Raw genomic sequence first — 26,667 nt, 5'->3', positions numbered from 1 at the left:
CCCTACGACGTCGAGTGACGCGTGGCGAGAATCGAAGCCGATGTCGTCATCGCGTAGGGTGCGCCTGCGGCGCACCGCTTGGCTTCTGGCTCCAGAGCGACCGCAGGCCCTCGACCCAGTGATCCTTCGCCTAGGCCGCGACCCAAAGCGCAGGCAAGCCAGGCAGAGCGCGCAGCAGCGGGATCAGTTCGCCGCGCTTGACGATGGCCGCGGCGCGCTCGATATCGGGCGCGAGGTAGCGATCGATCTCCACGCTCGGACACTGTGCGCGCAGCAGGGCATGTGCGGCTTCCAGCGTGGTCGAGCTGGTCAGCGGACGCAGGAACTCGACGCCCTGCGCCGCAGCGAGGTACTCGACCCCGAGGATGTGGGCGACGTTGTCGATCATGGCCTGCAGGCGGCGCGCGGCGAAGGTGGCCATCGACACATGGTCTTCCTGGTTGGCACTGGTCGGCAGACTGTCGACCGAGGCCGGATGCGCCAGCGACTTGTTCTCGCTCGCGAGTGCCGCCGCGGTGACGTGGGCGATCATGAAGCCGCTGTTCAAACCGGCGTCGCGGGTCAGGAAGGGCGGCAGGCGTGAGACGCCGGCATCGATCAACATGGCGATGCGGCGTTCGGCAATCGCGCCGACTTCGGCGATGGCGGTGGCCATGGCATCGGCGGCCAGCGCTACGGGTTCGGCGTGGAAATTGCCGCCCGACACCATCAGGCCTTCGTCGGCGAACACCAGCGGGTTGTCGGTGACCGCATTGGCTTCGCGCAGCAGCACGCGGGCGGCGTAGCGCAGCTGGTCGAGGCAGGCGCCGACCACCTGTGGCTGGCAGCGCAGGCAGTACGGGTCCTGTACGCGGTCGTCGCCTTCTGCATGCGAGGCGCGGATCGCGCTGCCGGCGAGCAGGGCGCGGTAGTACTGGGCGACATCGATCTGCCCCGGCTGGCCGCGCACGGCGTGGATGCGCGGATCGAAGGGACCATCGCTGCCGCGCGCGGCATCCACCGTGAGCGCGCCGATGACGAGCGCTGATTCCAGCACAGGCTCGAAGGCGAACAGCGCGTGCAGGGCCAGCGCAGTCGAGGTCTGGGTGCCATTGATCAGGGCCAGACCTTCCTTGGCTTCCAGCGTCAGCGGCTTGAGCCCGTGGTTGGCCAGCACCTCGGCCGCCGGGCGGCGCTCGCCGTGGACCAGGAACTCGCCTTCGCCGAGCAGGGCCAGAGTCATGTGCGAGAGCGGCGCGAGATCGCCCGAGGCACCGACCGAGCCCTGCGCCGGCACATGGGGAACCAGGCCCTCGTTGTAGACATCGAGGATGGCGTCGATCACCTCCTCGCGCACGCCGGAATGCCCGCGCGCCAGGCTGGCCGCCTTGGTCACCAGCATCAGTCGCACCACTTCGGGAGACAGCGGAGATCCCACGCCCACCGAGTGCGAGCGGATCAGGTTCAGCTGCAGCTGGGCGAGGTCGGCCTTGCTGATGCGGGTGGAGGCCAGCTTGCCGAAGCCGGTGTTGACGCCATAGACCGGCGCATCGCCAGCAGCGTGGCGCTGCACCAGCTCGGCGCTGGCGCGGATGCCGGCGCGGGCCTGGTGATCCAGCTCGACGCGCACGCCGCCGGCATGGATGGATTGCAGCTGCTCAAGGCTCAGGTGGCCGGGGGTGAGGGTGAGGGTCATGGCGAGGTCCGCGCTGAAGGTGGCGTTCGAAGGTGGGCTGCGTTCGAAGGTGAAGCGTCAGTTGCACGGCAATTCCGTGGAACGGAGGCGAGCTTGAGCCCCTCTCCCCGTGGAGCGGTTCGGGGCCGGTTATCGGCTGCCGGTGGCAGCCGATGGGCCCGAGAGCCCGAGCGAAGCGAAGGAGGGGTTGGGGAGAGGGTCCGGGCACCCCTCGGTGGAAAACATCGCATGCACAGTTCTGACGCTGATCAAACGTGGGGGATTGAGGGCTCCCGAACCCTCTCCCCCGACCCCTCTCCCATTGGGAGAGGGGAGCAGGGCTGCGCGTGATTGATTTGTGGCGATGACGGATTGCTACTGTCAGCGTCACCCCTCTGCGACGAGCGAGCCGGGTGAAGGCACGCCTCACCCCAACATCGGCAAATCCAGCCCCTGTTCGCGCGCGCACTGCTGCGCGATCGCATAGCCCGCATCCGCATGGCGCATCACTCCGGTGCCCGGGTCGTTCCACAGCACGCGGGCGATGCGCTGGTCTGCTGCCTCGCTGCCGTCGCACACGATCACCACGCCGCTGTGCTGGCTGTAGCCCATGCCGACGCCGCCGCCGTGGTGCAGGCTGACCCAGGTGGCGCCGCCGGCGACGTTGAGCATCGCGTTCAGCAGCGGCCAGTCCGACACCGCATCCGAGCCGTCGAGCATGGCCTCGGTCTCGCGGTTGGGGCTGGAGACAGACCCGGAGTCGAGATGGTCACGCCCGATCACGATCGGCGCCTTCAGCTCACCCTTCCGCACCATCTCATTGAAGGCAAGTCCGGCGCGATGCCGTTCGCCCAGGCCGATCCAGCAGATGCGCGCGGGCAGGCCCTGGAAGGCGATGCGCTGGCCGGCCATGTCCAGCCAGCGGTGCAGGTGGCGGTTCTCCGGGAACAGCGCCTTGATCTTGGCGTCGGTCTTCGCGATGTCCTCGGGGTCGCCCGAAAGCGCCACCCAGCGGAAGGGCCCCACGCCGCGGCAGAACAGCGGGCGGATGTAGGCCGGCACGAATCCGGGGAAGTCGAAGGCGTTCGACACGCCCTGGTCCTTCGCGACCTGGCGCAGGTTGTTGCCGTAGTCGAAGGTCGGCACGCCCATCTGCTGGAAGGCCAGCATGGCGCGCACATGCTCGGCGCAGCCGCGCGCTGCGGCGGCGCGGAGCTCGGCATGCTTCGAGGGATCGCGCTGCGCGGCCTGCCATTGCTCGACGCTCCAGCCCGGCGGCAGGTAGCCGTTGACCAGGTCATGGGCCGAGGTCTGGTCGGTGACGAGATCCGGCTTCATGCCGCCAGCCTGCGCGCGGCGCACCAGCTCGGGCAGCACTTCGGCCGCATTGCCGAGCAGGCCGATCGACACTGCCTTGCCTTGAGCGGTGTAGCGGCGGATGCGATCCAGCGCGTCGTCGAGATCGCTGGCCTGCTCGTCGAGGTAGCGCGAGCGCAGGCGGAAATCGATGCGCGACTGCTGGCATTCGATGTTGAGCGAGCACGCCCCGGCGAAGCTCGCCGCCAGCGGCTGCGCACCGCCCATGCCGCCCAGGCCCGCGGTCAGTACCCAGCGGCCGCTGAGATCGCCGCCGTAGTGCTGGCGACCGGCTTCTACGAAGGTTTCGTAGGTGCCCTGCACGATGCCCTGGCTGCCGATGTAGATCCAGCTGCCGGCGGTCATCTGTCCGTACATCATCAGGCCCTTGCGATCGAGCTCATCGAAGTGCTCCCAGCTGGCCCACTTCGGCACCAGGTTCGAGTTGGCGATCAGCACGCGCGGGGCGTCCGGGTGGGTGGGGAACACGCCCACCGGCTTGCCGCTCTGCACCAGCAGGGTCTGGTTGTCCTCAAGCCGCTGCAGCGTCTTCAGGATCGTCTCGAAGCTGTCCCAGTCGCGCGCCGCCTTGCCGATGCCGCCGTAGACCACCAGCGCATCCGGGTTCTCGGCGACCTCGGGGTCGAGGTTGTTCTGCAGCATCCGCCAGGCGGCTTCGGTCAGCCAGCTGCGGCAGTGCAGAGTGTTGCCACGGGGCGCGCTGACGCGGCGCGGCTGGGCCTTCGCGGTGGAGGAACTCATGCGTGACTCCTGCGGCCGGGGGCCGGGTGGGGGCATCGAACGCCGCGTTGCGGAACGGCGACTGCGCTGGCGGTGGGTCTCGGGAAGGTCTACGCTACCTGTCTAGACAAGACCCGGCAAGTCGAGGTGCAGCATGGGCGCGGAATCGAAGCTGCCGCCGTATGCGCGGATCAAGGCCGTGCTGAAGGATGCGCTGGCGCGCGGCGACTACGCGCCGGGCGCGCAGCTGCCCAGCGAATCGGCCCTGGTGGCCGAGTTCGGGGTCAGCCGCATGACCGTCGGTAGGGCGCTCAACGAACTCGCCGCCGAAGGCCTGATCGAGCGGGTTCAGGGCGTGGGCAGCTTTGCGAGCGCGCTCGATCGCGTGTCGAGCACGCTGACCCTGCGCGACCTGCACGAGGAGATCGCTGCCCGCGGCCACACCCACACGGCCGAGGTGAAGCTGCTGCGTGAGGAAGTGCCCAAGCCCGCGCTGGCCGAGGCGTTCGGCGTGTCCGCCGGGCGTGCGCTGTTCCACAGCGTCATCCTGCACCTCGAAGCAGGCCGCGCGCTGCAGCTGGAGGACCGCTGGGTGAATCCGGACGAGGCGCCGGACTATCTCGCGCAGGACTTCAGCCAGGTGACTCCCACGCACTATCTGTTCGGCGCCACCACCCTGTGGCGCGCGCGCTATGCCATCGAGGCGGTGCAGCCGAGTGCGCAGGAAGCGCGCTGGCTGGGCATCAGTGCGGAGTCGCCCTGCCTGCTGATCACCCGCGAAACTTTCAGCCGCAGCGCGATGATCACCCGCGCGCGCCTGCTGCACCCCGGTGACCGCTACGCCATCGAGGGCGAGTTCAGTCCCTGAGGCTTGGGCCGCGCCGCGCCACTACGGCAAGCATGGAGTGGGCCCTGGTCAGCGCAGTGTGGCATCTGGCTTGGGCCTGAGCGATCCATGATTCGTCCGTTGCGTAAACTTGGCGTCCACCCGTCAGCATGCAGCGCGCCGAGGCAACTAGTGAAGCGATACTCCCTGTTTTGCCTACTTCTGATGATCGGCCTGCTTGCGGATACGCGTTTGGCCCAGGCCCAGGCGCAGGTCGCGCCCGGATACAGCCTGCGTGCGCTGGATGGGATCAACCGGTTGGGTCCGCACTTCACCATGCTGCAAGGATCCAATGGGGATCCCGCCCTCGGCTTCGTCTACCTTGAAGACGAGGGCGCGCTGTACAGGGCTTCCTGCTACCCCAAGTGCAGTGCGAGCGTGCGCCTGACGCATGGCTCCGACCGCGGCAGCTTTGTCAGTGCCGATGTGCGCACCGCTCTGAACAATCGCCCGTTCGTTGCCTTCTACAATGCTCACAGTGGCGATCTGGAAGCGATTGACTGTCTCGACCCATTTTGCAGCTTTGCGGAGGCTCGCGTTCTGGAGACGGTTGGCGACGTGGGGGCGGGCACCGCGACCACCGTTGACCCTGTCAGCGGCCTGCCGCGTATTGCCTACTACGACGTCGGCAATGGTGACCTCAGGCTGTACCGCTGCGACACGCCAGGATGCCAAAGCGGCAGCAGCGTGCTGGTGGATGGCGAGGGCGACGCCGGTCGCGCGCCGGTCGCGCGCTTCCTGCAAGGGAGCCTGGTCATCGCCTACCAGCGCGGCGGTGAGGTCTGGCTGGCCAGCTCGGGGCCGCCCTTCGTGGCTTTTTCAACCGTTCGATTGGCAGTCGGCAGCGCACCGACTCTGGTCGAGTGGAACGGCGTCGCCGAGATCCTGTTCAGCGGAGCGAGCGGCGCGCTTGAACGGCGTCGCTGCAACGATGGGGCCTGTGCGCTGCCCTTCGATCCAGGTGCGCTCACGCTCGACGCTGGCAGCGGCGGCGCGCCGTCCGCTCACGTGCTCGCTGATGGACGCCTTTTCGTCAGCCACCGGGTCAAGACTGGAGACCTCAAAGGGCTGATCTGCGCAGATTCCGCGTGTACCAGCCCGCAGACATTCTTGCTGCAGCCAGGCGCCGATGTCGGCCAGCGTTCGCAGGCGATGGGCTTTTCAGATGGCCGCCCGTTGGCCTTTTTCGATGGCAGTGACCATACCCTGCGCCACAGCCATTGCAGCTCGGCGGAATGTGTCAGCGTAAGTCGCGGAATCAGCAGCAACGGCGTGGACGCCGGCTTCCCGCGTCTTGCCCTGCGCAGCGACGGACGCGCGGTAGCGATCTGGATGCGCGCTCGCAGGCCGCGAATGGCGCTGTGCGGTGACCCTGCGTGCAGCGTTGTGACAATTCGCGAGGCCCCGCAGGCTCCCGACAGCTTCACCTCAGCGCCTTCGCTCGCGATCCGTCCTGACGGTCGCCCCATTGCCTTTTACAGCTACTTCGGGGGCTACCTCGTGTGGGACTGTGCTGACGCCGAATGCAGCAGCAGCACGCTGCGCGAGGTGGGCGCAAGCGGCAACCCGAATGGCGGCGGAACCGAACTCGTGATCCGTGCCGACGGCAGGCCGCTGTTGGCATACCTGAGCACTCAGAGCGACGGGCGTGTGGTACGCGTATTCAGCTGCGCGGACGCGAACTGCAGCAGTGGAAGCGAGCATCTGGTCGCTGACGAGTCTGCCGACAGCACCTTCATCCTCGGCCTCAATATGGTGCTTGGTACAGACGGCCGCGCTCTGCTGGCGTGGAACCGGATCCAGGGCAGTCTGCGCCTGGCGCAGTGCGCCGATCCTGACTGCAGCAGTGCAAGCGTCCGCTCGCTGAATGCGTCCCCCACGTTTGGGCGGGTGCCCATCGCGGTGCGCAGCGACGGGCGACCGGTGCTGCTGGAACAGTTGAGCCAGGAGCGCAGTCTTCTGACCTGCGATACCCCAGCCTGCCTGAGCCTTGCCCGTTCGCCTCTTCCCAATCCCTTCGACGGGATCGAAGCGCTGGTGCTGGACGCCAAACAGCGCCCGGTCTACAGCTCTGGCTCGATCGGACATGGCGGCTATTGGCAGTGCGTCGACGCTGCCTGCAGCAGCGCCCAGCGCCACATCATCATCAGCGATGGCGGCGCGCCCAATCGCGGTTTCACGGGTCCGCTTGCCCTGGACCCGAAGGGGCGGCCGGTCATGGCGTTCCGCGAGCAGGATCTTGAGGACGTGTGGCTGCTCACGCCCCAAGGCGACGCAGTGTTCAAGGACAGTTTCGAGGGCTGAAGGCGTCGCGGGCCGCCATGGCAGGCCGGCGGCCCGCTGACGGCTTCACGCCAACAGCGAGCGCAGCATCCAGGCGTTCTTCTCGTGGATGTTGAGGCGCTGGGTGAGCAGGTCGGCGGTCGGCTCGTCGCCGGCTTCGCCCGCGGCCTCCAGCACCTTGCGGGCGGTTCGGCAGACCGCCTCGTTGCCCAGCACCAGCTGCTCGACCATGGTCTTCCAGTCCGGCACCACCTCGCTGTCCTGCTCCTTGATGCTGCTGAGCTTGCCGAACTGCGCGTACGAGCCCGGGGCCGAGAAGCCCAGCGCGCGAATGCGCTCGGCGATTTCGTCGAGCGCGTTCCAGGCCTCGGTGTACTGGGTCTGGAACATCAGGTGCAGGCTGTTGAACATCGGCCCGGTGACGTTCCAGTGGTAGTTGTGGGTCTTGAGATACAGGGTGTAGCTGTCGGCGAGGAAGCGCGCCAGGCCTTCGGCCACCTTCTTGCGCTGCTTGTCGCTGATGCCGATATCGATCTTCATGCAAACCTCCAAGGCTGGGAAGGAAAGGTGGACGCTGACGCTTGGGCATGGCTGCCGCGCGCATGCCGGTAGAATCGCCGACCCATCAAGGCCAGGCCTTGCGCCGGATCAAGCGTGAGCAGTACATCCGAACTCCCGCCGGACCCCAGCGTGTCCAACACGCAGGAAAGCCAGCGCGCCCTGTCCAGAGCGCGCAGCGCGCTGGTGCGTGCACTCTCGCGCGACCAGCGGCGGCTGCGTCAGCTTCTCTCGAACTGGGAGCGCGAACCGGAAAATGCAAGCCGGCGTGAAGCCTTTGGCAAGGCCATCGTGGTCTCGACCGCTGCGCGCGAGGCGCGTGCGCAGGCCCTGCCCAAGCCCGAGTTCGACGCCGAGCTGCCGATCGCGCGCGAAGCTGACGCGATCCTCGCAGCGATCCAGCAGCACCAGGTGGTGGTGATCGCCGGCGAGACCGGCTCGGGCAAGACCACCCAGCTGCCCAAGCTCTGCCTCGCGGCGGGTCGCGGCGCGGCCGGCATGATCGGCTGCACCCAGCCGCGGCGCATCGCCGCGCGTTCGGTCGCCCGGCGCGTCGCCGAAGAGCTCGGCACCCAGCTCGGCAGCGCGGTCGGCTTCCAGGTGCGCTTCACCGAGCAAGTCGGCGAACAGACCTACATCAAGTTCATGACCGACGGCATCCTGCTGGCCGAGATCCAGTCGGACCGCATGCTCTCGGCCTACGACACCCTGATCATCGATGAGGCCCACGAGCGCAGCCTCAACATCGATTTCCTGCTGGGTTACCTGAAGGACCTGCTGCGCCGGCGCCGCGATCTCAAGCTGATCGTGACTTCGGCGACCATCGACACCGCGCGCTTTGCCAAGCACTTCGACGGCGCACCGGTGATCAATGTCGAGGGCCGCAGCTATCCGGTGGAGATGCGCTACCGGCCGCTGGAACTGCTGGGCCGCGACGAGGGCGGCGGCACGGTGCCCGAAGGCATCGCCGCGGCCATGGACGAGATCAATCGCGAAGACCCTAGAGGCGATGTGCTGGTGTTCCTGCCCGGCGAGCGTGAGATCCGCGAGACCCACCTGTTGCTCAGCCGGCGCAACTACCGCGAGACGATCGTGCTGCCGCTGTATGCGCGGCTGTCGGCGCGCGACCAGGACCGCGTGTTCAACCCCGGCCCGCAGCGCCGCATCGTGCTGGCGACGAACGTGGCCGAAACCTCGCTGACGGTGCCGCGCATCCGCTATGTGATCGACCCCGGCCAGGCGCGCGTCAAGCGCTACAGCCCGCGACAGAAGCTCGACCGCCTGCAGATCGAGCCGATCAGCCAGGCCAGCGCCAACCAGCGCGCCGGCCGCTGCGGTCGCACGGCGCCGGGCGTGGCCTATCGCCTCTATGCCGACAGCGATTTCGCGTCCCGGCCCGAGTTCACCGACCCCGAGATCCTGCGCTCCTCGCTGGCCGGGGTGATCCTGCGCATGCTGGCTCTCGGCCTGGGGCGCATCGACGACTTCCCCTTCATCGACGCGCCCGACGAGCGCGCCATCCGCGACGGCTGGCAGCAGCTGATCGAGCTGGGTGCGGTGGCGCCGAACCGGCAGATCACGCCGCTGGGCCGACAGATGGCGCGGCTGCCGATCGATCCCAAGCTCGCGCGCATGCTGATCGCCTCCAAGGATTACGGCTGCACTCGCGAGCTGGTCACGATCGCGGCCTTCCTCAGCATCCAGGACCCGCGCGAGCGTCCCGGCGAAGCGCGCGAGGCGGCCGACAATGCGCATGCGCTGTTCGCCGATCCGCGCTCGGAGTTCGTCGGCCTGCTGAAGCTGTGGGAGGCCTACCAGACGGCGCACGAAGACCTCACCGCCAACAAATTGCGCGACTGGTGCGGCAAGCACTTCCTGAACTTCCTGCGGATGCGCGAGTGGCGCGAACTGCACCGGCAGCTGCTGCTGAACTGCGCCGAGCTTGGCATCGACACCAGCACTGCCGCGCTGGCGCATGAGGCCGAGCCCGCGCCAGGGGCCGTGGCCAGCGGCTACGCACGTCTGCACAAGGCCATCCTCACCGGCATCCCCGCGCAGATCGGCAAGCGCGTCGACAAGGGGCCGTTCGAGGCGCCGCGGCAGCGCAAGTTCGCGCTCTTCCCGGGCTCGAACCTGGCCCGCAAGCCGCCGCCCTGGGTGGTGTCGGCGGTGGTGATGGAAACGCAGAAGGTCTATGGCCTGATCAATGCCAGCATCGAGCCTGAATGGGTGATCGAAGTGGCCGATCACCTGCTCACCCGCAAGCACTTCGACCCGCACTGGTCGCGCAGCCAGGGCCGGGTGATCGCCTCCGAGCAGATCAGCCTGCACGGACTGGTGCTGGCGCCGAAGCGGCCGATCAGCTACGCCGGCATCGACGCGCGGCACGCGCGCGAGATCTTCATCGCCGAAGGCCTGGTGCCGGGCGAGGTCAACCTGCGCATCCCGCTCTTGGAGCGCAACCAGCGCGTGCTGCAGCAGGCCATGGAGGAAGAGGCCAAGCTGCGCCGCGTCGGCATCGTCATCGACGCCGATGCGCAGGCGGCCTGGTACGGCAAGCGCCTGCCCGAGGACGTCAACACCGCGCAGGGCCTGGAGGCCTGGTACAAGCGGCTCTCGCCCGAGCAGCGGGCGGCGCTGGAGTGGTCGCTGCCTGACCTGATTCCTGCGGACGAAACCGATGCCGCTCGCTTTCCGAACAGCTTCCGGATCGGCGATGTCAGCCTGCGCCTGTCCTATCGCTTTGAGCCGAAAGCGTCTGATGACGGCGTGACCCTGCATCTGCCCCTGCATCTGCTCAATGCGCTGGATGCCACGCGGCTGTCCTGGCTGGTGCCAGGGCTGCTGGAGGACAAGGTCGCCGAACTGCTGCGCGGTCTGCCCAAGGCCTTGCGCCGCAATTTCGTGCCGGTGCCGGACTTCGCCCGCGCCTTTGTCGAAGCGGCGGGTGCGCATTCCCATGACCGTCCCGTCACCGACGCGCTGGGCGAATTCCTGAAGCGCAGCACGGGCGTCGACGTGCCGGTGTCCGAATGGGACGAATCCGCGGTGCCGGCGCACCTGCGCTTCAACCTGCGCCTGTCCGAGGGCAAGCGGATCCTTGAGGAGTCGCGCGATCTGGCCGATCTGAAGGCGCGATTCGGCGAGCGCGCGCAGACGGCGTTTGCGGCGGAAGCGGGCCGCAGGCTGGATGGCCAGGCGGTCGATGAATTCCCCGAGGCGGGTGTGGCCGAGCAGATCCGCGGCGCGGCTGGCGTGCCTGCATTTCCGGCGCTCAGTGCGGAAGGCGAAGGCGTGCGGATCCGCGTCTACGCCGATCGCGAGCAGGCGCAGGCCGCGCACCCCGGCGGCGTGCAGGCGCTGCTGCGGCGCGCGCTGGCCGACAAGCTCAAGCAGGCGCGCAAGCAGCTGCCGCTGTCGCCCAAGACCGGCCTGATGTATGCCGCCATCGAGAGCAGCGAACGCCTTCGCGAGGACCTGGTCGAGGCCGCGCTGAACGCGCTGGCCGGCGAGCGGCCGGCGCGCATCCGCACGCGCGAGGCCTTTGACGCCCTGGTCGCGGACGTCTCACGCGGCCTGTTTGCCGAGGCCATGCGCCGGCTGGAGCTGACCGAACGCATCGTCGCTTCGTACGCCGAGCTGGTGCCGGCGCTGGAACAGAAGCTGATGGGCCACGGCACCGCCAGTTACGAGGACCTGCGTGCGCAGCTGAAAGCGCTGGTGCATCCGGGCTTCCTTCGCGACACGCCCTACGAGCGCCTGAGCGAACTGCCGAGGTATCTGAAGGCCATGCGACTGCGCGGCGAGCGCCTGCGCCAGGATCCGATCAAGGACCAGGCGCGCATGCTGGAGCTGATCCAGTTCCGCGAGGCCTTGGACGAAGCGCGGCATCGCGGCGTGGATGGGCGAGCGCCCTGGCAGGCCCTGCGCTGGGCGCTGGAGGAACTGCGGGTCTCGCTGTTCGCGCAGGAGCTGGGCACCCGCGACACCGTGTCGGCCAAACGCCTGGCGCGGCTGCTGGAGCAGGCGCGGGCGGCGGGGTGAGTCGCCGAGCGCGGATCATTCCAGGCGACGCACCTTCGCGCGCGTGTTGTAGCCCTCGACGCTCAGATACCAGGCACCGAACAGGCTCTTCTCGATCTTCACCTCCGGCGAGTCCAGATTGACTCCGGCCAGCCGACCGCCATCGGTCTGCTGCCAAACCTGTCCGTTCTCGAGTCGGAACACGGTGTTGCCGGTCCAGCCGCGGAAGCTGCCCAGCAGCCGGCTGCGAACCTCGTCATTCGCCGCATTGCGTTCTGCCGGCAGGCCGATCCGGTCATTGCGAACCGTCTCGGCCGGCATGGCTGTCAGCCCCTTGTCGACCAACCAGCGATTGAGGAAGGCGAGTTCTTCTGCGCTGAGCTTTTGCAGGCCGGCACGTTCGAACTCACGCTGGCTCATGCGCTCCTCCAGGCTGGAGAAGTCCTGCGCATGCAGGCTCAGGCTGGCGCCCGCAAGGGCGAAGGCGAGGGCGAGGCGGGTGGCGCGCATGAGGGAACGGTCCTGAAGATCGGGAGCGCCGAGTCTATGCAGTCACCGCAGCAGCCGCCAGCCCACGAAGCCCGCGCGGAGTGCCGCAGGGCCGGCAATCAGCTGACCCTGCGGGACGCGCCCGCCAATGCGCCCGCGGTGGCGGCGGTCAGAAACCGACGCTGAAACCCAGCACCACGCGCGATTCCGCCGTCTCGCCGAACAGGGCCTCACCCTTGGAGTTGGTGTCGTGATAGCTCAGGCTTGCGCTCACCGGACCGAAGTCGCGCGAGAGCCCCAGGCTCCAGTCCACGTAGGACTCGCTGCTGTCGCTGAGCGAGCCCGCAGCGAACCGGGAATAGCCGACTGCCGGGGTCAGGGTCAGTTCGCCCGGAAGCGCGATGTCATAGCCCAGGCCGACGTAGTAGCCGTCCACGTCGTAGTTGTAGATGTCGTCGGTGTAGGCCAGGGTGGCGCTGAGGTTGTCCAGTACCGTCAGGGTGAAGATCAGCTCGTTGTAGTTGAGCGCGCCTTCGTCCGGATAGACGTAGCGCAACACCTGCACATCGGCGGCGATGTTGTCGCTGATGTCGAACGCGTAGCCGGCGAAGAAATCGACCTCGGCATCGGCCTCGCTGTTGAAGTCCACTTGCGAGGCCCAGGTGCCGACATAGAAGCCGTTGTCGAAGCTGTAGCTGAGGCCGGCCTGGACTGCCGGATTCTGGTTGCTCTGGGATACGCCGCGGAAGACGTAGTCGGACACCACGCCGAGGTCGCCCGACAACTCGCCGGCGCTGGCGGGGCCTGCGATCAGGGCGGAGAGGGCGAGGGCGCCCGCGGCCCCGCGAATGGAACGTGCAAGTCGGTTGTGCATGCTGGCCTCTTTGCCCCTTGGAGCGCTGTTCATGGGTATCGGGAGGGGGCTGGCCGGTTTATCGCACTGCAGCATGGATGTTTCAAGCAGCGGTCCGGGCCGTGTCCGCAGGGTCGCAAGCGCGCGCGGGCAGCGCAAGCGGCCCCAAGCGTTCGCCTGCGGGCGTTCGGGAGGCGCGTGTTCGCCTGCTAGGCTTGCCCTCGCATGGATACCACCGAGCTGCGACATCTGCTGCACCTGCTGCTGGATCGAGGGCGGCTGCAGGCTTTCGCCCGCTTCCTGGCGCGCCGTTTCGTCGAGGATCGGTGCTTCGAGACTGCAAGCGGTCTGGCGTACGCGACCGTTTTCGCGATGGTGCCCTTTGCGGCGGCTGCGTTCGGCGTGATCAGCACCTTCCCGGTCTTTGAGGCCTGGAGCGAGCGGCTGACGGGCTTCCTGTTCAGCAATTTCGTGCCGGCAGCGGCTCGCACGGTCGAGGTCTGGGTGCGCGAATCGGCGGCCAGCGCTTCGAAGATGACGCTGGCCGGCGTGATCGGCCTGCTGGTCGTCGCGCTGCTGCTGATGAAGGGCATCGAGGACACTTTCAACCGGATCTGGCGGGTGCCGAGCGGCCGCGGGCCGGTGGCGCGCTTCCTGATGTACTGGGCCGCCTTGACCGTGGGGCCGCTGCTCGTGGTTGTCAGCCTGGCGCTGTCGTCCTACCTGTTCTCGCTGCCCATGCTTGCCGACGGCGCGCGCGCAGCGGGAACCCTGCTCCGGCTCACGCCCTTTCTTCTCGCCCTGTTCGGCTTCAGCTGCGCCTATCTGATCGTGCCCAACCGTCGGGTTCGCCTGCGCGATGCGCTGGCGGGCGGCCTGCTCGCGGCCCTGCTGTTCGAAGCCAGCAAGAGCGGACTCAGTCTGTATCTGCGCCAGGTGCCGACCTATGAGCAGATCTATGGCGCGCTGGCGGTGATTCCCATCTTCCTGCTCTGGGTGTACCTGGTATGGATTGCCGTGCTGCTGGGAGCGTCACTGGCGGCTTCACTGAGCGCCTTTCGCTACCTGCCGAGCGAGCGTCGGCTGCCCGAGGGGCTGGAGCTGCTCGGCCTTCTGCGCTTGCTGGGGCGATTCGCCCAGGCCCAGATCTATGGTCGTGCGCTTGAGGTGGATGAGCTGCGTCGCCTGGAATCGTCGCTGTCGGATGACACGCTCATGCGCATGCTGGAGCGCCTGACAGAGCTGAAGGTGGTGCAGCGCGCGGAGGCCGGTGGGTGGCTTCTGGTGCGCGACCTCGATCACCTGAGCCTGGGGGAGCTCTACCGTGGCGCCCGTCTGCGCGTGCCTCTGGAAGCGCCACCTGCGGAGCTGCTGGAGGACGCCATCGGCCAGCGCATCGGCGCGCGCCTGCAGTCCCTCGCAGACGATGTCGCAGCGGCACTGGACACGCCGCTCTCGCACTGGCTGCGCGACACTCCGGCCATCGAGGCCATGCCATCAGTGCCGCCTCAAGCCTTCGAGGACACCGCCCGATGAGTCTGCTGCCTTTGCCCCTGTCGAGTCTCCCTTCCTCTGCGCGGTCCGATCTCGACCCGCAGGGCGATGCTGCGCGGAGGGGCGGAGTCGCGCGCGGCCTGCTGCTTGCGGCAGGGCTTGCCCTTGCGACGTGGGCCGCGGGTGCCGTCGGCGCTCCACCGCTGCCTGAAGACGGCGCAGCGATCGAGCTCGCGCTGCCGACCCTGGAGCATGGCGAGTACGACATTGGCGATGCGCGCGGCCGTTGGGTGGTGGTGAACTACTGGGCGACCTGGTGCGCGCCTTGCCGAAAGGAAATGCCTGAGCTCGATGCCCTGCATCGCGAGCGCGAGGACATCGAGGTGCTGGGTCTCGCGTTTGAGGAGATCGAGCCGGCCGACATGCGCGACTTCCTCGCCGGGCGCCCGGTCAGCTACCCCATCGCGATCGTCGATGTGTACGCGCCGCCGGCGGCTTTCGAGGTGCCGCGCGGCATGCCGATGACCTACCTGATCGATCCCCAGGGCCGCATCGCCCATCGCTGGCTGGGGCCGGTGACCCAGGCCGAGATCGAAGCGCGGGTGGATGCGAGCGGGGATTAGGGATCGGGGATTCGGGATTCGAAGCCCGTGCAATCAAGGTTGCAGGCGCCGTAGCTGGCGCGTCGAGAGGCGGCCGCAGCCAGCGGGGTTCTCGCATGCCCTCAGCGTGAAAGGGTGCGGATCGCTTCGTCCAGGCCGCGCAGGCTCATCGGATACATGCGCTGCTCGATCAGCTGACGCACCAGCCCGACCGTGACCGTGTAGTCCCAGGCGGGCCGGGGCAGGGGATTGATCCAGGCCGCGCGGCGGAAGTGGGCAAACAGGCGCTGCAGCCAGGCGGCGCCGGCCTCGGCGTTGTCGTGCTCGACGCTGCCGTGGACGTGGGTGATCTCGTAGGGCGCCATCGCGGCGTCGCCGACGATGACGAGGCGCCAGTCCGGCGGCAGGCGATGGATCAGGTCGAGCGTCGGCGTGCGTTCGCTGCGGCGGCGCGCATTGCTGCGCCACACCGACTCGTAGACGCAGTTGTGGAAGTAGTAGTGCTCGATGTGCTTGAACTCGCTGCGCGCAGCCGAGAACAGTTCCTCGCAAACGCGCACGTGGTCGTCCATCGAGCCGCCGATGTCGAGCAGCAGCAGCACCTTGACCGCGTTGTGGCGTTCGGGACGCAGCTGGATGTCGAGCAGGCCCGCATTGCGGGCGGTGCCGGCCAGCGTGCCGTCAAGATCCAGCTCGGTGGCCGCACCCTCGCGGGCGAAACGGCGCAGGCGGCGCAGGGCCAGCTTGATGCTGCGGGTGTTGAGCTCTACGCTGTCGTCTAGGTCGCGGAAGCTGCGCTGCTCCCATACCTTGACCGCGCGGCGGTGGCCGGCCGACTGCGAACCCAGGCGGATGCCTTCGGGGTGGTAGCCGTGCGCGCCGAAGGGGCTGGTGCCGCCGGTACCGATCCAGCGGTTGCCGCCGCTGTGCCGGTCCTTCTGCTCGGCGAGGCGTTCGCGGAAGGCCTCCAGCAGCTTGTCGAGCCCTCCCAGCGATTCGATCAGCGCCTTCTCCTCGTCGCTGAGCTGTCGCTGTACCGCGCGCTGCAGCCACTCCGGCGGCACTTCGGCACGCAGGCCTTCGCCGATCACCTCCTGCGCCGCCAGCCACTGGCCGAAGGCGCGGTCGAAGCGGTCGAAGTGACGCTCGTCCTTGACCAGCAGGGCGCGCGCCAATGCGTGCAATTCCTCAAGGTCGGCGAAGGCCAGTCCCCGCTCAAGTGCAGCGTGCAGGTCCAGCAACTCGCGCAGGCTGACCGGCACGCCGCTGCTGCGCAGGCGTTCGAACAGGCCGATGAACACAGGCTCAGCCCTGGCCGCGGCGGGTCATGAAGGCCAGCCGCTCCAGCAGCTGCACGTCCTGCTCGTTCTTGACCAGGGCGCCGGCCAGCGGCGGAATCGCGCGCCGCGGATCGCGCTCGCGCAGCACGGCCTCGGGCACTTCGTCCGCCAGCAGCAGCTTGATCCAGTCGATCAGCTCCGAGGTCGACGGCCGCTTCTTCAGGCCCGGGATCTCGCGAAGCTGGAAGAACACCTCCAGCGCCTCGCGCACCAGGCTCCCCGAGATGCCGGGAAAGTGCACGTCGACGATGCGCTTCAGGGTCTCGCGGTCCGGGAAAGCGATGTAGTGAAAGAAGCAGCGGCGCAGGAAGGCGTCGGGCAGCTCCTTCTCGTTGTTGGAGGTGATCAGGATGATCGGTCGATGCTGCGCACGCACGGTCTCGCCGGTCTCGTGCACGAAGAACTCCATGCGGTCGAGCTCCTGCAGCAGGTCGTTCGGGAACTCGATGTCGGCCTTGTCGATCTCGTCGATCAGCAGCACGCAGCGGCGCTCATGGGTGAAGGCTTCCCACAGCTTTCCAGGGCGGATGTAGTTGCGCACCTCCTCGACGCCGGCCACGCCCAGCTGCGAGTCGCGCAGGCGGCTGACCGCGTCGTACTCGTAGAGGCCGTGGATGGCGCGGGTGGTGGACTTCACGTGCCAGCTGATCAGCGGGGCGTCGAGGCTGGTCGCGAGCTCTTCGGCCAGCAGGGTCTTGCCGGTGCCCGGCTCGCCCTTGATCAGCAGCGGACGCTGCAGGGTGATGGCGGCATTGACCGCCTGCTTCAGTTCGGAGGTCGCGATGTATCGCTGGGTGCCATCGAAGCGCATGTCGAAGGGGATCTCGTCGAAGGGGTTTGACGCGGGCGTGCCGGATCATTATGCTTCCGCGGCTCACGGTATGGCGCGCAAGCGCGGTGCCGGCTGCTGCGCAAGCCCCGGGGTATAGCACAGCTTGGTAGTGCGTCTGCTTTGGGAGCAGAAGGTCGGGGGTTCGAATCCCTCTACCCCGACCAGCCGCCGCGAAAGCGTCGGTCTGGCCAGCGATCTTCCGGGCAGCGCCGAGGGTTTGGACACCGATATCTGCCGATTGCATGCGCCTGTAGCTCAATCGGATAGAGCACCGGCCTTCTAAGCCGGTGGTTGCAGGTTCGATTCCTGCCAGGCGCGCCAGCAGTACAGATTCAATGGTGGATGTAGCTCAGTTGGTTAGAGCACTGGATTGTGATTCCAGATGTCGCGGGTTCGAGTCCCGTCTTCCACCCCAGCACCCGGATGCGGCACAATGCGCGTCCGCCGCGGCAGCAGGTCCCTCGCAGGGGCGCTGACGCGGTTACAGTCCAGGTCGGGCCGTTAGCTCAATTGGTAGAGCAGCGGACTCTTAATCCGTAGGTTCTAGGTTCGAGTCCTAGACGGCCCACCACCCTCTTCTCCGCGCTCGCGGAGGCACCCCGGACCGGATCAGGCGAAAGTGGCGGAACTGGTAGACGCGCTGGATTTAGGTTCCAGTGGGGTACCCCGTGAGAGTTCGAGTCTCTCCTTTCGCACCAGTCCGACGGCGTCGAACACGAGCGCGGCGTGGCAGCGGCGGGTGCCCGGCCTGTGCCTACCAGCTTGAGAGTGGGCGGCTGCGCGATCCGGGCGAGCGATCCCGGAGCGGCGGCTGCCCTTGTCCATTCCAGGAGTCGTCATGCAAGTCTCGGTTGAAAACGTCGGCAAGCTCGAGCGCAAGCTCACCGTCCGCCTTCCCGCTGAAGGTCTGAAGTCGCAGGTGTCCAATCGCCTGCGCGAGCTGGGCCGCACCGTGCGCCTGGCTGGCTTCCGCCCGGGCAAGGTGCCGCCGAAGGTGATCGAGCAGCGCTTTGGCGCGCAGGTGCGCGCGGAAGCCCTGGGTGAAGTCATCCGCCAGGGCTTCAGCGAAGCGGTCGAGCAGCAGAAGCTGCGTCCGGCCGTGGCGCCGAGCATCGAGGCGACTTCCACCGGCGAAGATGGCGAAGTGGCCTTCATCGCCACCTTCGAGGTCATGCCCGAGATCGGCACCATCGATGTGTCCGGCCTCAAGATCGAGAAGCCGGTGTCGAGCGTCGAAGACGCCGACGTCGATCGCATGATCGAGACCCTGCGCCTGCAGCGCCGCAGCTGGACCCCGGTCGAGCGCGCCGCCGAGGCCGGCGACATGGTGATGTTCGAGTCCAGCGCCAGCACCGACGCCGGCCGCGTGCCCGCCGAGGGCGTCGAGCGCGCCGGCACCATTATCGGGTCCGGCGCCATCCTGCCGGCACTGGAGGAAAAGCTGATCGGCCTGGCGGCCGGCCAGGAATCCGAGTTCGAGGTTGCCTTCCCGGCCGACTACCGCGCCACCGCGCTGGCCGGCAAGACCGCGAAGATGAGCGTGAAGATCGTCCGCGTCTCCGAGCCGAAGCTGCCCGAGATCGATGCCGACTTCATCCGCAGCTTTGGCGTGGCCGAGGCCGATGTCGACAGTTTCCGCCGCGAAGTGCGCGCCAACCTGGAGCGTGAGCTCAAGGGTGCGCTGATGGCGCGCCTGAAGACGCAGGTCGTCGACAAGCTGCTGGCGGCGCATGCCGATCTTGAGCTGCCTTCGCGCATGATCGAATCCGAAGCTCAGGCCCTGGCCCGCCAGGCCGAACAGCAGGCCGCACAGCAGGGCAACCCGGGCGCCAAGGCCGACCCCGCGCTGTTCCTGGACACCGCCAAGCGTCGCGTCGCCGCCGCCGTGCTGCTGGGCGAGCTGGCCCGCCAGAACGAGCTGCGCCTCGACATGGGCCGCCTGACCGAAACCCTGAACCTGATCGCTTCGACCTACGAGGACCCGAGCGAGGTGGTTGAACTCTACAGGCGCGAACCCCAGTTGATGCAGGGTCTGCAGAGCCGCGTCATCGAGGATCAGGTCATCGACTGGATCGCCGATCACGCCGACCTCACCGAGCAGAAGCTGGACTTCCAGGACGTGATGCGCCCGATGGCGGCCTGATCGACCTCCGGCTCCTGATCGCAACGGCCGCCGCGCGACCCGCTGGCGGCCGTTTCGTTTTCGGCTAGGCTGAAACGGCAAGCGACACTGGCACATGTACATCAAGGCCGGCCCATCGAAACCCGCACCTCGACGCCGGCGCATCGAACACGCCCACGAAGGACGCATTCCCATGAGCATCACCAACCTCAACCTGGTGCCGATGGTGGTCGAACAGACCAGCCGCGGCGAACGCGCCTATGACATCTACAGCCGGCTGCTGAAGGAGCGCGTGATCTTCCTGGTCGGCCCGATCGACGACCACATGGCCAATGTGGTGGTGGCGCAGCTGCTGTTCCTGGAGTCCGAGAACCCGGACAAGGACATCCACCTCTACATCAACAGCCCCGGCGGCGTAGTCACCGCCGGCATGGCGATCTACGACACCATGCAATACATCAAGCCGGACGTCAGCACCATGTGCATCGGCCAGGCCGCGAGCATGGGCGCGCTGCTGCTGGCTTCCGGCAAGGCTGGCAAGCGCTACGCGCTGCCGCATTCGCGGGTGATGATCCACCAGCCGCTGGGCGGCTACCAGGGCCAGGCCAGCGACATCGAGATCCACACGCGCGAGATCCTGACCATCCGCGATCGTCTGAACAACATCCTCGCCCACCACACCGGCCAGCCGGTCGAGCAGATTGCCCGCGATACCGATCGCGACAATTTCCTGTCGGCGGTGCAGGCGCGCGACTACGGCCTGATCGACGCAGTGCTCGAGCGCCGCGCTGACGACACCGTCAAGGCCGGCTGAGGCCTTGACCTGGCCAGCGCGGGCTTCGCGCAGGCGTGAAGCCTGCGTCGGAGCGCGCCGGGAGGCCTGTGCTATTCTCCGGGCCATTCGCCCGCAGCACGGCCTCCAGCCTGCCTCCGGTGATCCAAGTTATTGAACAGGCTGCAAATCGGGGCGCATCGATGGGCGCCACCGGGAGGCCAAGGCGGCCTCCGACGCATCTCCACAGGTCCATCGGGACGACAGACGAATGAGTGACGAGCGACAGGGCAGGACGGGCGAAGGCGGCAAGATCCTCTACTGCTCCTTCTGCGGGAAGAGCCAGCACGAGGTGCGCAAGCTGATTGCGGGGCCCAGCGTGTTCATCTGCGATGAGTGCGTCGAGCTGTGCAACGACATCATCCGCGAAGAGCTCGAAGAGAAGGGCGCTGCCAGCCGCAGCCATCTGCCCAAGCCGCGCGAGATCATGGAGGCGCTCGACCAGTACGTGGTCGGCCAGGCGCGCGCCAAGCGTACGCTGGCGGTGGCGGTCTACAACCACTACAAGCGCGTCGAGAGCCGCTCGCGCAACGATGAAGTCGAGCTGTCGAAGTCGAACATCCTGTTGATCGGCCCGACCGGTTCGGGCAAGACGCTGCTGGCCGAAACCCTGGCCCGCCTGCTCAACGTGCCCTTCACGATCGCCGATGCGACCACGCTGACCGAAGCCGGCTACGTCGGCGAAGACGTCGAGAACATCATCCAGAAGCTGCTGCAGAAGTGCGATTACGACGTCGAGAAGGCGCAGACGGGCATCGTCTACATCGATGAGATCGACAAGATCTCGCGCAAGAGCGAGAACCCGTCGATCACCCGCGACGTGTCCGGCGAAGGCGTGCAGCAGGCCCTGCTGAAGCTGATCGAAGGCACGGTCGCGTCGGTGCCGCCGCAGGGCGGGCGCAAGCATCCGCAGCAGGAGTTCCTGCAGGTCGACACCCGCAACATCCTGTTCATCTGCGGCGGTGCCTTTGCCGGGCTGGAGAAAGTCATCCAGCAGCGTTCGCTGGACAACTCCGGCATCGGTTTCGGCGCCAACGTGCGCAGCAAGGACCAGAAGCCCAATGTCGGCCGCCTGCTGGCCGACGTCGAGCCGGAGGACCTGATCAAGTTCGGTCTGATCCCCGAATTCGTCGGCCGCCTGCCGGTGCTGGCGACGCTGGAGGAACTCGACGAGGCGGCGCTGGTGCGCATCCTCACCGAGCCGAAGAACGCCATCACCAAGCAGTTCAAGCGTCTGTTCGAGCTGGAAGGCGTCGAGCTCGAGTTCCGCCCGGACGCGCTGACCGCCGTCGCCCGCAAGGCGCTGGCGCGCAAAACCGGCGCGCGCGGCCTGCGCACCATCCTGGAGCAGGTCCTGCTCGATACGATGTTCGAGCTGCCCTCGCTGGAGAACGTGTCCAAGGTGGTGGTTGACGAAAGCGTGATCAACAACCAGTCCGAGCCCTTCATCATCTACGAGAACACCGCGCCGGCCCCGGCCAAGGCGGCCTCTGAGTAGCGGCCAGCAGCGCCGGCGGCAGCGAAGAGTCCAGCCCTCGCGGGCCCACCGCGGGGGCTTTTCTTTTCCGCAGTCCGATCCGGGCGGGCGACGTGCCGGTTCAGGCAGCTGCGGTGGAGTTCTTGCATGCTGGCCGTGCAGCTCCAAGGAGCCATGGCCCGCCCCTTGCGTGTCGCGTTCGCGCCCGCATCTGATAGGCCCATGGGCCGCGGCGATCTCGCCGTCGGCCGAACAGGAGAATCTCATGAGCGATGCATCCATCACCGCGCGCGTCGAGCTGCCCGTCCTGCCGCTGCGGGACGTGGTGGTCTATCCGCATATGGTCATCCCGCTGTTCGTCGGGCGCGAAAAGTCCATGCTCGCCCTGGATGCGGCGATGGCCGGCGACAAGCAGATCCTGCTGATCGCGCAGAAGGCGGCCGATATCGATGACCCGTCGCCCGCCGACCTCTACGCCACCGGCACGCTCGCGCAGGTGCTGCAGCTGCTCAAGTTGCCCGATGGCACGGTCAAGGTGCTGGTGGAGGGCGTCGCCCGCGCCTGCGTCGAGCACGTCGAGGTGCGCGAGGGCGCCCTGTATGCGCGCGCCGATGTCGTCGACTCGATCCACGACCGCGAGCCGCGCGAGCTGGCGGTGATCCAGCAGTCCCTGCTCGGCCTGTTCGAGCAGTACGTGAAGTCGAACCGCAAGATCCCGCCGGAGCTGCTGTCCACGCTGGGGGGTATCGACGACGCCTGTCGCCTGGCGGATACCGTCGCTGCGCATCTGGGCGTGCGCCTGTCGGAGAAGCAGAACCTGCTGGAGGCGCTGGAGATCGGCCGCCGCATGGAGCTGCTGATCGGCCTGGTCGAAGGCGAGATCGACGTGCAGCAGATCGAGAAGCGCATCCGTGGCCGGGTCAAGTCGCAGATGGAGAAGAGCCAGCGCGAGTACTACCTCAACGAGCAGATGAAGGCCATCCAGAAGGAACTGGGTGAGCTCGACGACGCGCCGAACGAGATCGAGGAGCTGGCGCGCCGGATCAACGCTGCCGGCATGCCGAAGGAAGTCGAGGCCAAGGCGCGCACCGAGCTCAACAAGCTGAAGCAGATGTCGCCGATGTCGGCCGAGGCCACCGTCGTGCGCAACTACATCGACTGGATGGTCGGCGCGCCCTGGAAGCTGCGCACCCGCGTCCGCCGCGACCTGCGCAGCGCCCAGCAGGTGCTGGACGCCGACCACTACGGCCTGGAGAAGGTCAAGGAGCGCATCCTCGAATACCTTGCCGTGCAGCAGCGCGTGCGCACCATGAAGGCGCCGATCCTGTGTCTCGTTGGCCCGCCCGGCGTGGGCAAGACCTCGCTGGGACAGTCGATCGCGAAAGCCACCAACCGCAAGTTCGTGCGCATGAGCCTGGGCGGGGTGCGCGATGAGGCCGAGATCCGCGGCCATCGCCGCACCTACATCGGTTCGATGCCTGGCCGCATCATCCAGAACCTGTCGAAGGTGAAGAGCCGCAACCCGCTGTTCGTGCTCGACGAGATCGACAAGATGAGCATGGACTTCCGCGGCGACCCCAGCTCGGCCCTGCTGGAGGTGCTGGACCCGGAGCAGAACAGCGCCTTCGCCGACCACTACCTCGAGGTCGACTTCGACCTGTCGGAGGTGATGTTCGTGGCGACCGCGAACTCGCTGAACATTCCCGGCCCGCTGCTGGACCGCATGGAGGTCATCCGCATCCCGGGCTATACCGAGGACGAGAAGCTCAGCATCGCCCAGCGCTACCTGCTGCCGAAGCAGATCAAGGCCAACGGCCTGAAGCCCAGCGAGCTCAGCGTGGATACCGAAGCCCTGCGTGCGGTGATCCGCTACTACACGCGCGAATCCGGCGTGCGCAACCTTGAGCGCGAGGTGTCCAAGATCTGCCGCAAGGTGGTGAAGTCGCTGCTGCTGCAGCCTTCGGCCGCCAAAGGCGCGGAAGCCAAGACCGCAAAGGGCAAGGCGAAGAAGCTGCCGAAGCTGCGTCCGGCCAAGGCCAGCGTGGCGGTGACGGCCGACAACCTGTCCGACTTCCTGGGCGTGCGCCGCTTCGACTTCGGTCGCGCCGAGAAGGACAACGAGATCGGTCTGGTCACCGGGCTCGCCTGGACCGAGGTGGGCGGCGACCTGCTGCAGATCGAAGCGACCGTCGTGCCTGGCAAGGGCGCGCTGATCCACACCGGCCAGCTCGGTGACGTGATGCAGGAATCGATCAAAGCCGCGCAGAGCGTGGTCCGTTCGCGTGCTGAACGGCTGGGGCTGGATCCGGAGTTCTATCAGAAGCTGGACATCCACGTGCACGTGCCCGAGGGCGCAACGCCGAAGGACGGTCCCAGTGCGGGCATCGCCATGTGCACGGCACTGGTTTCCGTGCTTACCCGTGTGCCGATCCGGTCCGACGTGGCGATGACCGGTGAGATCACCCTGCGTGGCCGCGTGCTGCCGATCGGCGGCCTGAAGGAAAAGCTGCTGGCGGCCCTGCGCGGCGGCATCCGCACCGTGATCATCCCCGAGGAAAACGCCAAGGACCTGGCCGACATCCCCGCCAACGTGACCGAGGGGCTCGACATCCGGCCGGTGCGCTGGATCGACGAGGTGCTCGACATCGCCCTCGTGCGGCCGGTCGCGCAGCCGGGCAAGCCGGTTGCGCCGACGGCTCGCGCCGCGCGCAAGCCTGCCAAGGTGGCCAAGACGGTGGCGCGTCGGCGGGTGGCGGAAAAGGCGCGTCGACCGCATTGACATGGGAGACGCGCGCATTTCGCCGCGCGCATCTCGACGTGGAAATCCAATGTTGGCTTTGCCGCGCGCTTGCTGTAAGCTGCGCGGCCTTCTCGGGTGCTTAGCTCAGTGGTAGAGCGTCTCCCTTACAAGGAGAGGGTCGGGGGTTCGAAACCCTCAGCACCCACCACGGAGTCATCCGGGGCGCTGTCGAAAAAAGTTGTAGACAGCGGTAGAGTTGACCAGCATAATGCTGGGCTTAGCGCGGAGTGGTAGTTCAGTCGGTTAGAATACCGGCCTGTCACGCCGGGGGTCGCGGGTTCGAGTCCCGTCCACTCCGCCATCTCTTCAAGGGCGCCCGCGTGGCGCCCTTGTTTTTTTCCGGGCACGGTTCCCGTGCCCGCAACCCGAGCACGGTCGAATTCGCATGCTGCAGACACTGCGTGAGAAAACCACCGGCTGGGTCGCCGTCGTCATCGTCGGTGCACTCGCCATCCCCTTCGCGTTCGTCGGCATCGAGAACTATCGAGCCGACTCGATCGCTGACTATGTCGCCAAGGTGGGCGACATCGAGATCAGCCGGGACGACTTCAACCGACGCTTCGAGAACTACGTCGCGCAGGCGCAGCAGATGATGGGCGAGTCCTTCCAGCGCAGCCTGGTGGATACACCCGAATCGCGCCGCCAGGTGCTGGACAGGATGATCGACGAGGCCCTGTTCCGCAGCGCCGGCCAGGAGCTCGGCCTGCAGGTGACGCCGGAGCGACTGCGCGATGAAATCCAGGGCATTCCCTCGCTGCAGGTGGCCGGCCAGTTCAGTCCCGAGCTCTACCGCGACCTGCTGTCCCGCGAGCGCCTGACGGCCAGCGGCCTGGAGCAGCTGCTGGCGCGCGACATCCAGTCCTCGATCCTGCCGGAAACCATCGGCCGCAGCGCGATCGTGCCTCCCGCCTACATCGATGGCTTCATCGCCCTGCGGGACCAGAAGCGCAGCTTCCGCTACCTCGAACTGCCGGCGCCGGTGCTGGCGCAGAGCCCCGACGAGGAGGCGCTGAAGGCCCACTACGAGGCCAATGTCGACAAGTACCGCAGCGACGAGACCGTCAGCATCGAATACATCGTGCTCGACCCGGCCAGCGTGCCGGTGGTCGAGGAAGTCGACGACGAAACGTTGCGCCAGCGCTACGAAGAAGCCGGCCGCCGCTTCGTCGAGCCGGAGCAGCGCCTGGCCTCGCACATCCTGATCCGCGTGCCCGCGAACGCCGATGCCGCCACCGAGTCCGAAGCCCTGGCCAAGGCCGAGGCGGCACTGGCCCAGGCGCGCGCCGAGGGTGCCGACTTCGCCGCGATTGCGCGCGAGGTTTCCGAAGATCCCGGCTCGCGCAACACTGGCGGCGATCTCGGCTGGCTGGAGCGTGGCTTTACCGATGCGGCTTTCGAGGAAGCGCTGTTCGCGATGTCGGCCGGCGCGATCAGCGAGCCGGTCAAGTCGGCCGAGGGCTGGCACGTCATCCAGCTGCGCGAAGTCCGCGCGGAAGTCGCCAAGCCCTTCGAGGAGGTTCGCGAAGAGCTGCGCGCCGAGTACATCAGCTCCGAGCGTGAGCGTGAACTCAGCGACCGCGCGGCGCGCATGTACGACCTGATCCTGAAGGATCCGACCGCGCTGGAGTCCACCGCCGCCGACCTCGGCCTCGAGATCAAGACCGCAGGCCCGCTGACCCGTGAGGCGGGTGTTGATCCGATCACCCAGGAGCCGCGCGTGCGAGAAGCCGCGTTCTCGACGCCGGTGGTGGAGGACCGCCTGGTCAGCGATGTGCTGGAACTTGCCAACGGGCAGCGCGTCGCGCTGCGCGTCACCGAGCATGCCCGCCCGGAAACCCTGGCCTTCGACGTGGTTCGCGTACGCGTGCTGGCCGAAGTCAGCGAGGCCATGCTCGCCGAGCAGGCTGAGGCCGAGGCCGCCGCCTTGCTCGCCCGGATCGAGAGCGGTGAGCTGACGCTCGATGCCGCCGCCGAGGCGCGCGAGTTGGAGGTGAAGACTGGCGATGCCCTGGGCCGCAACGCGTTCACCGTCAACCCCGCACTGCTGCAGGAAGTGTTCCGCATGCAGGCCCCCAGTGCCGAGGCGCCGACGCGCGCGCAGTTCGATGTCGGCGGCTCGGCGCATGCGCTGGTCGAGCTCACTTCGGTGCAGGCGGGCGATGCGGCCGCTGTGCCGCAGGCCGAGCGCGATGCACTGGCCGAGCAGATCGCGCAGGCGCTGGGCGAGGCCGAGGCCAAGGAGCTCGCCGCGGCGCTGCGCCAGCGCGTACCCGTCACGCTGGCGGAAGAGCGCCTCTGATCTCCGGCACACGCTACGCCTGAAAC

16 protein-coding genes, 7 tRNA genes and 1 pseudogene are annotated in these 26,667 nt (G+C 67.5%); 17 read left to right on the top strand and 7 right to left on the bottom strand.

Annotated elements, in window-relative coordinates:
* Positions 1-130 precede the first annotated feature (130 nt).
* Positions 131-1,675: a histidine ammonia-lyase gene (gene hutH / locus Q0654_RS03020; protein ID WP_298850336.1), complete on the bottom strand. Its 1,545-nt coding sequence runs from the start codon at positions 1,673-1,675 to the stop codon at positions 131-133.
* Between the two features lie 405 nt (positions 1,676-2,080).
* Positions 2,081-3,772, bottom strand: coding sequence for a urocanate hydratase (hutU, locus tag Q0654_RS03015; protein WP_298850334.1), 1,692 nt, complete (start codon positions 3,770-3,772; stop codon positions 2,081-2,083).
* Positions 3,773-3,905: 133 nt separating this feature from the next.
* On the opposite strand from hutU, the gene Q0654_RS03010 reads away from it, so the two are divergent.
* Positions 3,906-4,619 (top strand): UTRA domain-containing protein, encoded by a 714-nt coding sequence (locus Q0654_RS03010; RefSeq protein WP_298850332.1) that lies wholly within the window; start codon positions 3,906-3,908, stop codon positions 4,617-4,619.
* Between the two features lie 183 nt (positions 4,620-4,802).
* A complete protein-coding gene (locus tag Q0654_RS03005) occupies positions 4,803-6,941 on the top strand; it encodes a hypothetical protein (protein WP_298850330.1) in 2,139 nt (712 codons plus the stop codon).
* A gap of 45 nt (positions 6,942-6,986) precedes the next feature.
* Here Q0654_RS03005 and Q0654_RS03000 read toward each other — a convergent pair.
* Positions 6,987-7,454: pseudogene (locus tag Q0654_RS03000) on the bottom strand (Dps family protein); the annotation flags it as partial.
* 156 nt (positions 7,455-7,610) lie between these two features.
* On the opposite strand from Q0654_RS03000, the gene hrpA reads away from it, so the two are divergent.
* Positions 7,611-11,522, top strand: a complete 3,912-nt coding sequence (gene hrpA, locus Q0654_RS02995; protein ID WP_298850709.1) for an ATP-dependent RNA helicase HrpA — start codon at positions 7,611-7,613, stop codon at positions 11,520-11,522.
* Between the two features lie 15 nt (positions 11,523-11,537).
* On the opposite strand, the gene Q0654_RS02990 is transcribed toward hrpA, so the two are convergent.
* Together Q0654_RS02990 and Q0654_RS02985 are read right to left on the bottom strand one after the other, a co-directional pair.
* Positions 11,538-12,011 (bottom strand): hypothetical protein, encoded by a 474-nt coding sequence (locus tag Q0654_RS02990; RefSeq protein ID WP_298850328.1) that lies wholly within the window; start codon positions 12,009-12,011, stop codon positions 11,538-11,540.
* A gap of 148 nt (positions 12,012-12,159) precedes the next feature.
* A complete protein-coding gene (locus Q0654_RS02985) occupies positions 12,160-12,864 on the bottom strand; it encodes a TorF family putative porin (protein WP_298850326.1) in 705 nt (234 codons plus the stop codon).
* Positions 12,865-13,068: 204 nt separating this feature from the next.
* Here Q0654_RS02985 and Q0654_RS02980 point away from each other — a divergent pair, with 204 nt between their 5' ends.
* Complete coding sequence (locus tag Q0654_RS02980; protein WP_298850324.1) at positions 13,069-14,379, top strand: YihY family inner membrane protein; 1,311 nt, start codon at positions 13,069-13,071, stop codon at positions 14,377-14,379.
* Complete coding sequence (locus tag Q0654_RS02975; protein WP_298850322.1) at positions 14,376-14,960, top strand: TlpA disulfide reductase family protein; 585 nt, start codon at positions 14,376-14,378, stop codon at positions 14,958-14,960. Before Q0654_RS02980 ends, Q0654_RS02975 begins: the two co-directional genes overlap by 4 nt.
* A 101-nt stretch (positions 14,961-15,061) precedes the next feature.
* On the opposite strand, the gene Q0654_RS02970 is transcribed toward Q0654_RS02975, so the two are convergent.
* Positions 15,062-16,240: a VWA domain-containing protein gene (locus Q0654_RS02970; protein WP_298850320.1), complete on the bottom strand. Its 1,179-nt coding sequence runs from the start codon at positions 16,238-16,240 to the stop codon at positions 15,062-15,064.
* Between the two features lie 4 nt (positions 16,241-16,244).
* Positions 16,245-17,090, bottom strand: a complete 846-nt coding sequence (locus Q0654_RS02965; protein ID WP_298850318.1) for a MoxR family ATPase — start codon at positions 17,088-17,090, stop codon at positions 16,245-16,247.
* 108 nt (positions 17,091-17,198) lie between these two features.
* On the opposite strand from Q0654_RS02965, the gene Q0654_RS02960 reads away from it, so the two are divergent.
* From Q0654_RS02960 to Q0654_RS02905, 12 genes are all read left to right on the top strand, one after another.
* Positions 17,199-17,275 (top strand) — tRNA-Pro (locus Q0654_RS02960).
* 80 nt (positions 17,276-17,355) lie between these two features.
* A tRNA-Arg gene (locus tag Q0654_RS02955) sits at positions 17,356-17,432 on the top strand.
* Between the two features lie 17 nt (positions 17,433-17,449).
* Positions 17,450-17,526: transfer RNA gene (locus tag Q0654_RS02950), tRNA-His, on the top strand.
* Between the two features lie 80 nt (positions 17,527-17,606).
* Positions 17,607-17,682 (top strand) — tRNA-Lys (locus Q0654_RS02945).
* A 42-nt stretch (positions 17,683-17,724) separates the two neighbouring features.
* Positions 17,725-17,809, top strand: a tRNA-Leu gene (locus tag Q0654_RS02940).
* 140 nt (positions 17,810-17,949) lie between these two features.
* A complete protein-coding gene (gene tig / locus Q0654_RS02935; RefSeq protein ID WP_298850316.1) occupies positions 17,950-19,254 on the top strand; it encodes a trigger factor in 1,305 nt (434 codons plus the stop codon).
* Between the two features lie 172 nt (positions 19,255-19,426).
* Positions 19,427-20,047 (top strand): ATP-dependent Clp endopeptidase proteolytic subunit ClpP, encoded by a 621-nt coding sequence (gene clpP, locus Q0654_RS02930; protein ID WP_298850314.1) that lies wholly within the window; start codon positions 19,427-19,429, stop codon positions 20,045-20,047.
* Positions 20,048-20,276: 229 nt separating this feature from the next.
* On the top strand, positions 20,277-21,563 hold the full coding sequence (gene clpX, locus Q0654_RS02925; protein WP_298850312.1) for an ATP-dependent Clp protease ATP-binding subunit ClpX: 1,287 nt from the start codon (positions 20,277-20,279) through the stop codon (positions 21,561-21,563).
* A 244-nt stretch (positions 21,564-21,807) separates the two neighbouring features.
* The gene (lon, locus tag Q0654_RS02920) at positions 21,808-24,321 is read left to right on the top strand and encodes an endopeptidase La (protein WP_298850310.1); all 2,514 of its coding nucleotides are present in this window, start codon (positions 21,808-21,810) and stop codon (positions 24,319-24,321) included.
* 94 nt (positions 24,322-24,415) lie between these two features.
* Positions 24,416-24,490: transfer RNA gene (locus tag Q0654_RS02915), tRNA-Val, on the top strand.
* A gap of 76 nt (positions 24,491-24,566) precedes the next feature.
* A tRNA-Asp gene (locus Q0654_RS02910) sits at positions 24,567-24,643 on the top strand.
* A gap of 84 nt (positions 24,644-24,727) precedes the next feature.
* The gene (locus Q0654_RS02905; protein ID WP_298850309.1) at positions 24,728-26,641 is read left to right on the top strand and encodes a SurA N-terminal domain-containing protein; all 1,914 of its coding nucleotides are present in this window, start codon (positions 24,728-24,730) and stop codon (positions 26,639-26,641) included.
* The last annotated feature ends 26 nt before the right edge of the window (positions 26,642-26,667 follow it).

The sequence above is a fragment of the uncultured Aquimonas sp. genome (assembly GCF_937888285.1).
Classification (GTDB): domain Bacteria; phylum Pseudomonadota; class Gammaproteobacteria; order Xanthomonadales; family Xanthomonadaceae; genus Aquimonas.
This window is presented reverse-complemented; position numbering and strand designations above follow the sequence as displayed.

Bases quoted from the DNA above. Each gene is read 5' to 3' on its own strand.
- hutU (WP_298850334.1), bottom strand. From the start codon at position 3,772: ATGAGTTCCTCCACCGCGAAGGCCCAGCCGCGCCGCGTCAGCGCGCCC.
- Q0654_RS02975 (WP_298850322.1), top strand. From the start codon at position 14,376: ATGAGTCTGCTGCCTTTGCCCCTGTCGAGTCTCCCTTCCTCTGCGCGG.
- Q0654_RS03005 (WP_298850330.1), top strand. From the start codon at position 4,803: ATGATCGGCCTGCTTGCGGATACGCGTTTGGCCCAGGCCCAGGCGCAG.
- Q0654_RS02985 (WP_298850326.1), bottom strand. From the start codon at position 12,864: ATGCACAACCGACTTGCACGTTCCATTCGCGGGGCCGCGGGCGCCCTC.
- clpX (WP_298850312.1), top strand. From the start codon at position 20,277: ATGAGTGACGAGCGACAGGGCAGGACGGGCGAAGGCGGCAAGATCCTC.
- clpP (WP_298850314.1), top strand. From the start codon at position 19,427: ATGAGCATCACCAACCTCAACCTGGTGCCGATGGTGGTCGAACAGACC.
- Q0654_RS03010 (WP_298850332.1), top strand. From the start codon at position 3,906: ATGGGCGCGGAATCGAAGCTGCCGCCGTATGCGCGGATCAAGGCCGTG.
- Q0654_RS02990 (WP_298850328.1), bottom strand. From the start codon at position 12,011: ATGCGCGCCACCCGCCTCGCCCTCGCCTTCGCCCTTGCGGGCGCCAGC.
- tig (WP_298850316.1), top strand. From the start codon at position 17,950: ATGCAAGTCTCGGTTGAAAACGTCGGCAAGCTCGAGCGCAAGCTCACC.
- Q0654_RS02905 (WP_298850309.1), top strand. From the start codon at position 24,728: ATGCTGCAGACACTGCGTGAGAAAACCACCGGCTGGGTCGCCGTCGTC.
- Q0654_RS02980 (WP_298850324.1), top strand. From the start codon at position 13,069: ATGGATACCACCGAGCTGCGACATCTGCTGCACCTGCTGCTGGATCGA.
- hutH (WP_298850336.1), bottom strand. From the start codon at position 1,675: ATGACCCTCACCCTCACCCCCGGCCACCTGAGCCTTGAGCAGCTGCAA.
- Q0654_RS02965 (WP_298850318.1), bottom strand. From the start codon at position 17,090: ATGCGCTTCGATGGCACCCAGCGATACATCGCGACCTCCGAACTGAAG.
- lon (WP_298850310.1), top strand. From the start codon at position 21,808: ATGAGCGATGCATCCATCACCGCGCGCGTCGAGCTGCCCGTCCTGCCG.